The organism is Pseudomonas wayambapalatensis, from assembly GCF_049942315.1.
GTDB lineage: Bacteria > Pseudomonadota > Gammaproteobacteria > Pseudomonadales > Pseudomonadaceae > Aquipseudomonas > Aquipseudomonas wayambapalatensis.
In genome coordinates, this window is the sequence record NZ_JBNFMU010000138.1 from 1 (window position 1) to 12,559 (window position 12,559).

The following is a 12,559-nucleotide window of genomic DNA, read 5'->3' on the forward strand; positions in this document are numbered from 1 at the left end:
CGAAAAGGTCAGCACAAAATAGCCCCGCAAGAACCGGAGAGCCCGCTCCAAGAGAACCTGGCACCCTGACAGCCAATCACCCCAGAGGCCCCGCCCATGCCAGCCACCCCCTACAACACCGATGCCGCCCGCTGGCAGGCCGTCCAGGCCCGCGATCCACAAGCGGCCGGTCACTTCGTCTATGCCGTGTGCACCACGGGCATCTATTGCCAGCCCGGCTGCAAGTCGCGTATGGCCAAGCGCGAAAATGTCGAGTTCTTCGATGATGGCGCCGCCGCTGAAGCCGCCGGCTACCGCCCTTGCAAACGCTGCACGGCAACCCTCGTCGACCCTGGCGCCAAGCGTACCGCGCTGGTCGCGCGTGCCTGCCGGCTGATCGAATCCCACGACAGCGCTCCTCAACTTGAGCAGCTTGGCGTCGAGCTGGGTGTCAGCCCCTTCCACCTGCACCGCTTGTTCAAGGCCGAAACCGGCCTCACGCCAAAGGCCTATGCGTCGGCCTTCCGTGCCCGACGCTTGCGTGAAGGGCTGGAGCAGGCAGGCAGCGTCACCGATGCGATCTACGACGCGGGCTACAACTCCAACAGCCGCTTCTATGCCAGCGCGGGCCAGCGCCTGGGCATGCAGCCGCGTGAGTACCGGGCTGGCGGGGTGGGCGCGACCATCCGTTTTGCCCTTGGCCAGTGCTTTCTCGGGGCGATCCTGGTGGCGCAAAGCGAGCGCGGCATCTGCGCCATCCTGCTTGGCGATGACCCGCAAACGCTGCTCGAACAACTGCAGGACCAGTTCCCCAAGGCCCATTTCATCGGGGGTGACCCCGCTTTCGAGCGCTTGGTTGCCGAGGTGGTGGGTTTTGTCGAGCAACCGTCGCTGGGGCTGCAACTGCCCCTCGATGTACAGGGCACCGCGTTCCAGGAGCGCGTCTGGCAGGCACTGCGCGAGGTGCCGGCGGGCGGCCGGGTCAGCTACAGCGATATCGCCGAGCGCATCGGCGCCCCCAAGGCGGTGCGTGCCGTCGCCCTGGCCTGCGCGGCCAACCGCATTGCCGTGGCGATCCCCTGCCATCGAGTGGTGCGGCGTGATGGGGATATCAGTGGTTATCGCTGGGGTGTGGAACGCAAGCGTCTGTTGCTGGCGCGAGAAACGGTCATCACCTGATCGCCGCGGCAGCGTAGAATCCTCCGCCTGTCGAGTTGTATAGAGGGTATTTCGATGAGGCGTGTAAGCCTTGAGCGTTTTTACGTGGGGATTTTGGCCTTGTTGCTGTGGGTGGCCACGCCCGCCTGGTCGGCACCGGCCACCCCGGTATCGAGCCTGGCCGCTGCCGAACAGCAGGTGCTGGACGAAGATGCCAGCCTGGATCAGCTGAGCGACCGGCTCGACCAGATCCGCCAGGGCGTGACCAGCAATGCCAATGACGACCTGCTCTCGCAACTGCGTCAGTCGGCGCTGCAGGTGCAGCGCCAGGCCGATGCCCTGGCCACGCAGCGTACGGCGGATGTCGCCCGGCTGGATGATCAGCTCAATGTGCTGGGGCCGGTGCAGCCCGAGGAGGCCGAGAGCCTGACGCGCCAGCGTCAGCAACTGGGCAAGCAGAAAAAGACCCTGGTGGCCGAGCAGACCGAAGCGACCCAGCTCACCCAGTCGGCGCGTGACCTGTCTACGCAGATCGTCAACCTGCGCCGCAGCCTGTTCAACTCGCAGATCACCAGCCGCGCCGCCAGCCCGCTGAGCCCGGCGTTCTGGTCGAGCCTGATCCGCCCTACCGATGAAGACGTGGCGCGCCTGCGCGACCTGCGCGGTGAGGCGGCAGATGCCGTGGCCAGTGCCCTCAGCGCCGAGCACCGCTGGTTGTTCATCAGCGCGCTGGTGGCTGCCATGCTGGTCTGGACCTTGGTGCGCAAGGTGCTCGAGCGCCTGCTGGCCGACGCGATGATCCGCTGGCTGCCCGAAGGCCGCTTGCGCCGCAGTGCCCTGGCCCTGGGCGTGGCGTTGGCCACCCTGGCGACCATCGCCGGTTCCGTGTCGTTGCTGCGCTGGGGCCTGGAAAGCAGTGCCGAGGTGGGGCCGGACCTTGCCAGCCTGACCAATCATGTCCTCACCCTGGTGGTGTTCAGCGCCTTCATCTCGGGCCTGGGCCGCGCCATGCTGATGCTGCAGCGCCCGTCCTGGCGCCTGCCGCCGATCCCCGACGAAGTGGCCAGCGCCCTGGGCTGGTTCCCGCAGGCCCTGGCCCTGGCGTTGGTGCTGCTGCTGACCCAGGAGCGGATCAACAGTGTCATCGGCACCAGCCTGGCACTGACCCTGGCCACCAACGGCCTGACCGCGCTGGTGGTATCGCTGCTGTTCGTCGCCGTACTGGTACGCTATCGCCGCACTCGTCGCCAGCACGGGTTGGAGCGCCCGGCGGGCCTGGCGGGGCTGATCCCCTTCGTGGTGGTGGTGTGGGTCATCGCGATCCTGCTGGCGCTGCTCACCGGCTACCTCACCCTGGCCTACTTCCTGACCGCCAAGCTGCTGTGGATCAGTGTCGTGGCGGTGTGCGCCTACCTGCTGGTGACCGTGTTCGGCGACCTCTGCGAAACCTTGCTGTCGCCGCGTCAGCCTGCTGGCCTGGCGCTGGCCTCGGCGCTGGGCCTGCAGCAGCGTCACCAGGCCCAGGCCAGCACGGTACTGGCCGGTATCGGTCGCACCGTACTGCTGTTCATCGCTGCGCTGCTGGCGTTCATGCCTTCGGGCACCAGCCCCGGTGAGCTGCTGCTGAGCCTGGCCGACTGGGATGGTAGCGGTGGCAAGATCCTCGGCAACCTGAACATCGTGCCCCAGGATATCTTCCTGGCGCTGGCGATCTTCCTCGGTGGGCTGTTCGCCATTCGTGTGGTCAAGCGCTGGCTGAGCGAGCGTCTGTTGCCGGAAACCGACATGGACGCTGGCATGCGTGCCTCTTTGGTGACGTTGGTTGGCTACCTGGGCTTCCTGTTCCTGGCCATGCTGGTGATGTCGACCCTGCACATCAACCTGACCAGCCTGACCTGGGTGGTCAGTGCGCTGTCGGTGGGTATCGGTTTCGGTCTGCAGCAGATCGTGCAGAACTTCATCTCTGGCCTGATCCTGCTCACCGAGCGTCCGGTGAAGGTGGGTGACTGGGTCAGCCTGGCTGGGGTGGAGGGTGACATCCGGCGCATCAACGTGCGTGCTACCGAGATCCAGATGTCCGATCGCTCGACGGTGATCGTGCCCAACTCGCAGTTCATCTCGCAGAACGTGCGCAACGTGACCATGGCCAATGCGCTGGGTGTGGTCGGTGTGACCTTGACCCTGCCACTGGAGACCGATGCCAACCACGTGCGCGAGCTGCTGTTGCAGGCTTACCGCGACCACGAGGCGATCCTCGATGCTCCGGCGCCGTCGGTCACCTTCAAGGATTTGACCGCCAGCGGCATGGTGCTCAGCGCCAGTGGCTACGTGGCCGGGCCGCGGCAGGTGTCGGGCGCACGCAGTGACCTGCTGTTCGCCATTCTCGGACGCTTGCGTGATGAGGGTATCGCGCTGTCGTCGCCGCAGAGCATGGTGTTGCTGCAGGAAGGGACGCGGGCGGCAGACGAGTCGGTGTGATGCAGCGGGCCCTCTTCCACAGATGTTTGTGGGGGAGGGGGCTCGCATGTGATTGTGTAGAGGCTGACAGGCGCTCGCCGAAAGCTTTTTAGCGCCTGTGAGATCGAGCGCCGCCCGCGCGGCGCTTCGCGGGCAAGCCCGCTCCTACAGTTTGTTTCGGGCCAATTATTCCTGTGCAAGTACCGGCGCCTGCCTTGGTGCATGTCTTGAGTCATGTGGGGCGGCGGCAAAGCCCGCACCGAAACCGCGTCGGATCACCAAGGCGGACCCGGTGATAGCTCAGGAGAGACTGGCCCGAAACAAACTGTAGGAGCGGGCTTGCCCGCGAAGCGCCGGGCGGGCGGCGCTCGATCTCACAGGCGCTGAAGAACTTTCGGCGAGCACCTGTCAGCCTCTACGCAAACACCTTGAAAGGGATGCGTATGAGAGCGGCTGTCTTGTTCCAAATCTGACCAGCCCGCTCCTACGGATATTGGGCAAAGCTGTTATCTGTGGTTGCCATCCCCCAGCACATGTTCAGCCAATAGCCTGCCCATCTGCACGCTGTGCGCAGTATTCACCAGCATCCCGGTCCCAGGCACTCCGGCATTGGCACAGCAGTATTCATCGAGGGTGTCTTCGATTCCGTGCATCAGTTGGATGAGGTGGACGAGGGCGTCGGTGGCGGGCATGTCGTCGTTGATGGTGAAGAAGGGGCGTTGTGCGGATTTTGCGGTGGGTGGATCGGGGGCGATCTTTTTCATGGAATGCACTCATTTCGATTGAAAAGGGTGCCGCCTCCAGACCCCTCTCACAGGGTGAGGGTGGCAGCCGTACGCGGGGTGAGAGACCGGTCGAAATGAGCAAATGCCGGCCAGGCCTGGGCCTGCCCGCGCACAGCTGCCATGGCAGTGCTGCGTGCTTCATTTCGACGACGGCAGGCTCTCACACCCGGTCGTCATTACGACGACCCGGGGAAGTTAGTCCTGCTGGTGCTGATCGACAATGCCGAAGCGTCTGCAGAGCGCGTAGGGTAATTCCCAAGCTGAGAAGCTTTGAAGCACTTTGTTTCAGGTTCGGAAATGTCTGACAGGTAGATGGAGGTCGCCATCCATGAAGAACGTGGGAGTGGGCTTGTCCCGTAGTTGGTTCTGCATGAGATCGCGACAGGGCTGGCAGGTGCTCGCCGAAAGTTTTCTAGCGTCTGTGAGATCGAGCGCCGCCCGCGCGGCGCTTCGCGGGCAAGCCCGCTCCCACAGTTTATTTCGGGCCAATTATTCCTGTGAAAGTACCGGCGCCCGCCTTGATGCATGTCTTGAGTCATGTGGAGCGGCGGCAAAGCCCGTGCCGAAACCGCGTCGGATCACCAAGGCGGCCCCAGTGATGGCTCAGGAGAGACTGGCCCGAAACAAACTGTAGGAGCGGGCTTGCCCGCGAAGCGCCGCGCGGGCGGCGCTCGATTTCACAGGCGCTAAAAAGCTTTCGGCGAGCACCTGTCAGCCTCTACGCAAATACCCTGAAAGGGATATCTACCAGGCCACCGAGCCCCCCAACCCTCGAAAAGAGCGCTTAAAAACTCACCCTAAACACCGCGTCACGTGCTTCACCGACAGATACCCCGACAACCCCCAAGGCCCAAGCTCGCGCCCGATGCCGCTGCCCTTGGTGCCGCCCCACGAGGTTTCGACGAACACCGCCTGCACCGAGTTGATCCACACATGCCCGACCTCCAGCGCATCGGCCACGCGTTCGGCGCGCTCGAGGTCCGCCGAGCAGACCGTGGCCACCAGGCCGAAGCGGCTGTCGTTGGCCTGGGCAATTGCTTGCTCTTCCGTGGTGAACCGGCGTGCGCACAGCACCGGGCCGAAAATCTCTTCGACCCACAAGCGGCTGGTCTCGGGCACATCGACGTACAGTGTCGGACTGACGAACCAACCTTCGGCATCCAGCGCCTTGCCACCGGCCAGGCACTTCAACCCTTCTTCACGCGCCCTGGCGAAATAGCTGGCAACCTTGAGCCATTGCGCCTGGCTGGTCAGCGGGCCCATCTCGACGTCTTCGACCAGTGGATTGCCCACGCGCAATTTCTCCAGCGCCGCCTGCAGGCGTGGCAGCAGGGTATCGGCGATACCGTCCTGCACCAGCAGGCGCGAGGTGGCCGAGCACATCTGCCCGGCGTTCCAGGTAATGCCGGCGACAATCCACTCTACCGCCTGGTCCGGATCGCAGTCGTCGAAGACCACGATCGCCGACTTGCCGCCCAACTCCAATGTCACTGGGCGGCACTGCGTGGCGGCGCTGCGCATGACCTGGCTGCCGACGGCATTGCTGCCGGTGAACGACAGCTTGTCCAGGCCGTTGTGGCCGCTCAGCGCCGCGCCGGTCTCGGCCTTGCCGTTGACGATGTTCAGCACCCCGGCAGGGAGCCCCAACTGCTCGGCGATCTGGCCGTAGGCCTGTTCGATCAGTGGGGTGACCTCCGAGGGCTTGAGCACCACGGTGCAGCCGGCGGCCAGGGCCGGGGCGAGCTTCCAGGCACTGGTCACCAGCGGGAAGTTCCACGGCACGATCAGGCCGACCACGCCGACGGCTTCCAGGCGGGTGCGTGCGGTAAAGCCTGGGGCGGCCAGGGGCACGTCGCAGTTTTTCTGCGGCAGTTGTTCAGCGAGCTCGGCGTAGTAGGCGAAGGTTGCCACCGCGTCGTCCAGATCGATCTCGGCCTCGTGCCGTGGCTTGCCGTTGTTGCGCATCTGCAGCGCGATCAATTCCTCGCGGCGGGCACCGAGCTGTTCGGCAAATCCGCGCAACAGGGCCGCGCGCTCAGCGGCGGGGCGGCTCTTCCAGGTAGGCAGCGCACGGCGTGCGGCTTGCACTGCCTCGTCCACCTGGGCGCTGCTGGCCGATTTCAGCTCGGCGAACGGGACGCCCAGAGAGGGATCGCAGACGCTGATGCTGTCGTTGCCTTGGCCTTCGACCCAGCGGCCGTCGATGTAGTGGGGGGTGGTCATGGTCGGATTCCAGTCAGGCCATTTCGGCAGTGGTCACGGGTGTCACGGGAGCGTCTTTGCAGCGTACCCAGCGCGGGCCGCGCGGGCCGTAGACACCGGCAGGTTCGGGGAACAGGTTGAGCAGGATCAGGTACAGCACGCCGGCGATGCCGAGGGTGACCGGCAGGCTCAGGTCGATGCCGCCAGCCAGGTCACCGAACGGGCCGACGAACTGTCCCGGCAGGTTGACGAAGCACAGGCCCACGGCGGCGCTGGGGATCCAGGCACCCATGCCGCGCCAGTTCCAGCCGTGCAGGAACCAGTAGTGGCCGCCACGCTGGCCGCGGGTGAACACCTGCAGGTCGTCGGCGTGGTAGAAGCCACGGCGGGTGATCAGGCCGAGGATCATGATCACCATCCACGGGCTGGTGCAGGTGATGATCAGCACGGCGAAGGTCGATACGCTCTGCACCAGGTTGAAAGCGAAGCGGCCGATGAAGATGAAGGCGATCGCCAGCACACCGATCAGCAGGGTGGCGGCCGCGCGGCTGAGCAGGCGCGGGAACACGCTGGACATGTCCAGGCCGGTGCCATACAGCGCGGTGGTGCCGGTGGACATGCCGCCGATCACCGCGATCAGGCACACCGGCAGGAAGAACCAGGTCGGCGAGATCGCCAGCAGGCCGCCGACATAGTTGTTGGCTGCGATATAGTCCGGCGCCTGGCTGGCCACCAGGGTAGCGGTGCACAGACCGAACAGGAACGGGATCAGGGTCGCGGCCTGGGCCAGGATCACCGCCAGCATGATGCGCGATTTCGGGGTCTGGCGCGGGATGTAGCGTGACCAGTCACCGAGGAACGCGCCGAAGGACACCGGGTTGCTCATGGCGAGGATCGCGGCGCCAACGAAGGCGGCCCAGAAGCCCGGCTGGCCGAGGTTGACGCTGCCGGCGAAGCTTGCGTCGAACGGTCCGGCGAAGGCGGCGACGCCGAGCAGGAACAGCAGGCTTGAAGCCCATACCGCAACCTTGTTGACCCACAACATGAAGCGGAAACCAAAGATGCATACCACCAGCACCAGCACTGCGAACAGGCCATAGGCCAGACCCAGGGTGAGGTCGGTTTCGGGCAGCCCGACCAGGCGCTTGGCGCCGCCGATCAGGGCATCGCCCGAGCTCCACACCGACAACGAAAAGAACGCCACGGCGGTCAGCAGCGACAGGAACGAGCCGACGATCCGTCCGTGTACGCCAAAATGCGCACCGGACGAGACGGCGTTGTTGGTGCCGTTGAGTGCGCCGAACAGCCCCATGGGGGCAAGGATCAGCGAACCGATCCCGACGCCGAGCAGGATCGCCCACAGCCCCGCCTGGAAGGACAGCCCGAACAGTACCGGGAAGCTGCCGAGCACGGCGGTGGCGAAAGTGTTGGCGCCGCCGAAGATCAGGCGGAAAAGGTCAAGGGGAGTGGCGTCGCGTTGATCGTCGGGGATCTGTTCGACGCCATTGGTCTCGATACCGGTCGAGTGGCTCATGGTGGTGCTCCAGCGCGAGTGTTGTTGGCCTGAGGCAGGCCTTGTTGTGAGTGCGATGGCAGTGCGGCAAGGCCGTTAGGCGCAGGAGGCGACCGACAGGTGTTCATGGCACGCCAGCCAGCGCTCGCCTTGCAGGCGGAACACGATGGTCTCGCGCTCGTTCAGCGCTTGTTCCTGCTCGGCAATGCGAATGCGTGTGGCCACGTCGTGCATGAAGATCGCCAGATCGCCCTGCAGGCTCACGTGGGCATTGCTCGAGGTGCAGCCGAGCACGGCAAAGCCGTCGGCTTTCCACTGGGCCCAAAGGTCTTCATAGGCGCGGCGAGACAGCAGCGGTTGGGGCAGCGTATGGAACAGGAACGTGGCGTCTTCGCTGAAACAGGCGAAATAGCGGGCGGTATCGTTACTGGCAAAGGCGTCGACGAGGTCGGCGGCAGCTTGCCGTACCTGGAGGGTCTGGTCCACGGGAGTGGCCTCACGGTTATTGTGATTGTGGTGAGGCGATTCTGGAGAGGCGTGTCAGGGGGAAAAATCGCCAGGGGCAAATAATCAGTTCAGAAAATCATGAACTGATTATTTGCCCCTGGCGGGAGGCCATTAACCGGCGTTGAGTTCGCTACGGTAGTTTTCCAGGTACACCTGACGCTCGTGGCTGGCGGCATTGCGGTCGGCTGCGATCATGTCCAGCTTGCCCGCCGCCTGGGTAAGATAGGCCGGCAGTTCGTCGTTGGTGATGTACTTTCCGGACAGCGTGTTGAGCTTGCTCCAGCCGTCCTTGAACGTCAGGGCGAAATGATCGGAGACAATGCCGACGGCGATCCACTGCCCGGTCTGGCTGATGAAGAATGCGTCGGTGGACTCACACAATTGCGAGAAGAGGTAGTCGCGGCTCGAGTCGATGTCTTCGGCATCTTCGAACTCTTCGATCTGCTCTTGGGCGTCCTGGCGAATGATCTCCATGAAGTCGCAGAACGAGCGGAAGAAGAACGCAATTTCCACGACGATTTCGCGGGTGCGCTTGAGGGCGCTCACGCTCAGGTTCAGTGACCTGATGGCAAGCTCGATGATCTCCTGCTCGCTGCCTTTGCCTGCCATCAGCACAGAGACTTCCGCCAGTTCGGCTGCCTGTTCGCGCCGGGCGGTTTCGTACTTGTCGGCATTATCGAGCATATGCAGCTGCATCTGGCGCAGGTTGTCGGCTTGTTCCCGGCTGGCATCGCTGATCTCACCGGCTGCCGAGGCCAGCGTCTGGAGTGCGGAATCCAGTGTTCCAAGGTGCTCCTTGGCCAGGTTGTACTTGACCTTGGCCTTGGCCAGAAGCTCTTGGGCTTCGGTGATCCGGTTCTCCAGCGCCTTGAGCTTGCCGGTGTCGCTCTCCTGGCCTTTCTGCTTCTGATAACCGGAGATCGACGTCTGCAGTTTCTCCACATCCTCCTGTATCAGGGCCAGTTCCGCGCGCTGCTCGGAGCGTTCTTTCTTCAGGCGAATGAGATCGCCAGTGGTGTCGCTGTTGGCGCCTTTACCGACGCTGGTAGCGACTGAGGCGGCGGCGATCAGCGACGAGCCGCCGCCGCTGGCGGCCATGGCCACCAGTGGCATGGCGGCCGATACCACCTGCGCCGCACCACGCAGCATGCCTGACCAGAAGGCGCGCTCCTCGGAAGACTTGGCTTGGGCTGCATAGTCGCGGGCAAGCGCCTCGTAGCGCTGGACCTGTTGTTGCATGTCGGCTACCAGCGATTCCAGTGCCTTGCTGCGAGCCTTGTGCTGAAGAATTTCCTGACGAATTTTTTCGTTGGCCTCAAGTGTCAAGCTCAAGGCCATTTCGCTGCTGGCGGTCACTTCGTTGGTGTCATTGATGATGCAATCGTAGCGGTCGACGATGGTTTGCAGGTTCGCGTTGACCTCCATGGCCGATTTTTTGATCTCGTTGGCCATCTCCATCAGTTCTTTGCCGACGAAGCGCTTGATCTGCGTGATGTCGCCGCTTGTCTGGGCGGCGGTCCAGCCGGTCAGGCCTCGGTTGAGCCTTCGGGTGAGACGGCTGGCGGCATTGCTGGCGGCCTTGATCTGGCGTTCACTCTCCTGCTGCGCTTTGATCAGGCTGTTCATGATGCTGCTGATCTTGACGCGGATGTCGCCGTTGCGTTGGGGCGTGGTGTTGTAGGCGATGTAGAGCAGGTCGATGGCGTGGTCCGTATCGATCCTGGCGCGCGACGAGTCGTAGGAGCCCTCGATCCTGTTCACGTAGTGAGTCACGAGCGGGCTGTGGACGGTTGGCAGGCTCAACGGTTGGGATGCGCCATGAGTTGTCAGTTCCTTACGGATGTTTTTCTCGATCAGGGCTCTGCGGCTGATGAATGGGGTAGATTCAGACACGGTGGACCTCTTCTGTGGATTGGGAGAACTATCTAGCGGGGGTTTGGAAATCGGGGGATGGCTGTCGGCCGAATCCCGAGGGGGCTGTCGCCGCGCAGTCGTCTATCCATGTCATCGAATAGAAGGCAATGTTGCTGAGCTGTGACCAGAGCGTTTTGAGCAGCGCATGGGTGTCGTCGAGTGCCGACTGCAGCAGAGGGTGCAGAGGCACGACCTCCTCGGCGTAGCACTGAGGGCTGTGCTGGGGGGATTCACAGTCATGGCGTGCGGCGGTGAATGCGTCCAGTTGCTGGAGTACGGCGCTCTGTTGCAGGCGTGTGCTGCTGAGTGCCGGTTTCATCACCGTCAGGTTGCGCTCGTCGAACTGGGTCGAACGGATGGCGCTCTGATTGGTCCAGATTTCGTTTTCAAGCGCTTGCAGACGTATGCGGTGCTCTGGGCGCCACGGCAGTTTTTCGTAGTCCTGGAGCTCCTGGTCCAACTGCTGGCGCAGGCGGGCTATACGACGTTCGATTTCGGGAATCTGCCGCAGCCTTTCACCCATGGTGGGCTCCAGGCGATGGATGCTGTCGATGAGCAGCCGCTCCAGACTCTCCAGATGCGGCACGCACTGCGCGGCACGGCGTTCCAGTTGCAGAGTCTCGGTCTGCGGATCGGCTGGCTGTGCGCTGATGAGCCCTGTGTATAGCAAGGCCACCGCCAGACCTGGCAATTGCATGGACGCGTTGATAAGTGTCATGGGACGCTCCGTTCCTGGGGGAAGCGGAGCGTCTGCGACGGACCGCTGTCGGCATTAGAGCGTCGGGGCACAGCTCGAAAAAGAAGGAACGGATGCCTTTCAGGGACGGTTTACCAAAGCAGGTGGCATTGCCTCAGATATTGATGAAACCCCCGGACTTCACCTCGTTGAGCACGAAGAAGGTGCGCACCTGCCGCACTCCGGGAAGGGCGATGATCTGCGTATTGTGCAGTTGGTTGAAGGCCGGCAGGTCACGCACGCGGATCTTCAGGAAGTAGTCCACATCCCCCGCCACCAGCCAGCATTCCAGCACCTGCTGCAGGTTGCGCGCGGCCGCTTCGAACGCGGCGAAGCTCTCGGGGGTGGAGCGATCCAGCACCACGCCGATGAGTACTACGGTGCCTTGCTGCAGCACGTTCGGATCGACGTGGGCATGCACCCCTTTGATCACGCCCGCATCGAACAGCCGCTTGGTGTGGTTCCAGCACGCAGTGGTGCTCAGCCCGACCTTCTTCGCCAGTTCCGCGTTGCTGATTCGGCCATTGGCTTGCAATGCACGCAGGATCTTGCGTTCGTGGGCGTTGACCTCGATGGGCTTGGAGGGTTCTTTCATCGCGCTTCCTCGGTCTGGCGTGGGGCCCGCTGCCGCCAGGCTTGGGCGGTTGCCGGAATGATGGTCTGCTCTGCAAAGCAGTCACGGGACGGTCTTCAATGGGCGCTCGGAAACGGGAAGGATGTTCCCGATCAAGCTTGAGAATAGGTATGAAATTCAGACCTGCGCTGAGTATCGTTTTGGAGCAGGTTTCATGCGCACAGGCCCGACGAGAGGGAGCAGGTCATGCTGGCGATTTCCAGGTTCGCAAGGTGGGTGAAGGCGCCATCGCAGGACGTGGCGGTGGTGGTGGTGTCCAGTGCAGCGTTGCCCGAAAGCCTGGGCAGCGGGCTGCACGCCGCGCTCGATGGCTGGAACGAAGTTGCCCATCTGCACGTGCAGGACATGGACGGCCTGCAGGCCAACTGGCTGGCCGCCGGGGAGGGGCAGCGCACGCTTGCCGCCGAGTCGGTGTGCGAGGCCAGCGCGCTGCTGCGAGCGGTCTCCAAGCGGTGCTACCTGCTAGACCTCGAGAGCGACGGGCAGGTGCGCCTGGCATGGCTAGGCTCAGTGTGTGGCCATGAGCTGCGCTGCCTGCAGCTCGACCCCGCGATCAGTCGTCAGGGCTCGCCCGTGACACAGGTCGAGCAGGTCGTCGACGTGGCGCGGATGCTGGTCAAGCGGATTCTCGAGGAACGCTTCCTGGCGGTCTGAAACCCCACCCAACAAGCAAC

General features: G+C 63.6%; 10 protein-coding genes. 3 read left to right on the forward strand and 7 right to left on the reverse strand.

The genetic code is table 11. The features are described from left to right. Positions 1–96 precede the first annotated feature (96 nt). Complete coding sequence (gene ada / locus ACPZMI_RS08395) at positions 97–1,158, forward strand: bifunctional DNA-binding transcriptional regulator/O6-methylguanine-DNA methyltransferase Ada (RefSeq protein ID WP_426352029.1); 1,062 nt, start codon at positions 97–99, stop codon at positions 1,156–1,158. Between the two features lie 54 nt (positions 1,159–1,212). Continuing rightward, complete coding sequence (locus ACPZMI_RS08400) at positions 1,213–3,615, forward strand: DUF3772 domain-containing protein (protein ID WP_426352030.1); 2,403 nt, start codon at positions 1,213–1,215, stop codon at positions 3,613–3,615. Positions 3,616–4,100: 485 nt separating this feature from the next. Here ACPZMI_RS08400 and ACPZMI_RS08405 read toward each other — a convergent pair whose 3' ends face one another. The 7 genes from ACPZMI_RS08405 to ACPZMI_RS08435 form a co-directional block, all read right to left on the reverse strand. After that, positions 4,101–4,358: a hypothetical protein gene (locus ACPZMI_RS08405; RefSeq protein ID WP_411383793.1), complete on the reverse strand. Its 258-nt coding sequence runs from the start codon at positions 4,356–4,358 to the stop codon at positions 4,101–4,103. Positions 4,359–5,171: 813 nt separating this feature from the next. Next, positions 5,172–6,602 carry an aldehyde dehydrogenase family protein gene (locus tag ACPZMI_RS08410; protein WP_426352031.1) on the reverse strand — a complete coding sequence of 477 codons (1,431 nt, stop codon included), beginning with the start codon at positions 6,600–6,602 and terminating at the stop codon, positions 5,172–5,174. Positions 6,603–6,615: 13 nt separating this feature from the next. Then, positions 6,616–8,115, reverse strand: coding sequence for a purine-cytosine permease family protein (locus tag ACPZMI_RS08415; protein WP_426352032.1), 1,500 nt, complete (start codon positions 8,113–8,115; stop codon positions 6,616–6,618). Between the two features lie 75 nt (positions 8,116–8,190). Then, positions 8,191–8,580: a YybH family protein gene (locus ACPZMI_RS08420; protein WP_186711635.1), complete on the reverse strand. Its 390-nt coding sequence runs from the start codon at positions 8,578–8,580 to the stop codon at positions 8,191–8,193. Between the two features lie 132 nt (positions 8,581–8,712). Beyond that, positions 8,713–10,362 (reverse strand): AAA family ATPase, encoded by a 1,650-nt coding sequence (locus tag ACPZMI_RS08425; RefSeq protein ID WP_186711636.1) that lies wholly within the window; start codon positions 10,360–10,362, stop codon positions 8,713–8,715. 160 nt (positions 10,363–10,522) lie between these two features. Then, positions 10,523–11,233, reverse strand: coding sequence for a hypothetical protein (locus tag ACPZMI_RS08430; protein WP_426352033.1), 711 nt, complete (start codon positions 11,231–11,233; stop codon positions 10,523–10,525). Between the two features lie 133 nt (positions 11,234–11,366). Then, positions 11,367–11,846, reverse strand: coding sequence for an Lrp/AsnC family transcriptional regulator (locus tag ACPZMI_RS08435; protein ID WP_426352034.1), 480 nt, complete (start codon positions 11,844–11,846; stop codon positions 11,367–11,369). 225 nt (positions 11,847–12,071) lie between these two features. Between ACPZMI_RS08435 and ACPZMI_RS08440 the strand changes: the two genes are divergently transcribed. Continuing rightward, positions 12,072–12,539 carry a transketolase gene (locus ACPZMI_RS08440; protein WP_186711639.1) on the forward strand — a complete coding sequence of 156 codons (468 nt, stop codon included), beginning with the start codon at positions 12,072–12,074 and terminating at the stop codon, positions 12,537–12,539. Positions 12,540–12,559 lie beyond the last annotated feature (20 nt).

Bases quoted from the DNA above. Each gene is read 5' to 3' on its own strand.
- ACPZMI_RS08440 (WP_186711639.1), top strand. From the start codon at position 12,072: ATGCTGGCGATTTCCAGGTTCGCAAGGTGGGTGAAGGCGCCATCGCAG.
- ACPZMI_RS08410 (WP_426352031.1), bottom strand. From the start codon at position 6,602: ATGACCACCCCCCACTACATCGACGGCCGCTGGGTCGAAGGCCAAGGC.
- ACPZMI_RS08405 (WP_411383793.1), bottom strand. From the start codon at position 4,358: ATGAAAAAGATCGCCCCCGATCCACCCACCGCAAAATCCGCACAACGC.
- ACPZMI_RS08400 (WP_426352030.1), top strand. From the start codon at position 1,213: ATGAGGCGTGTAAGCCTTGAGCGTTTTTACGTGGGGATTTTGGCCTTG.
- ACPZMI_RS08435 (WP_426352034.1), bottom strand. From the start codon at position 11,846: ATGAAAGAACCCTCCAAGCCCATCGAGGTCAACGCCCACGAACGCAAG.
- ACPZMI_RS08415 (WP_426352032.1), bottom strand. From the start codon at position 8,115: ATGAGCCACTCGACCGGTATCGAGACCAATGGCGTCGAACAGATCCCC.
- ada (WP_426352029.1), top strand. From the start codon at position 97: ATGCCAGCCACCCCCTACAACACCGATGCCGCCCGCTGGCAGGCCGTC.
- ACPZMI_RS08430 (WP_426352033.1), bottom strand. From the start codon at position 11,233: ATGACACTTATCAACGCGTCCATGCAATTGCCAGGTCTGGCGGTGGCC.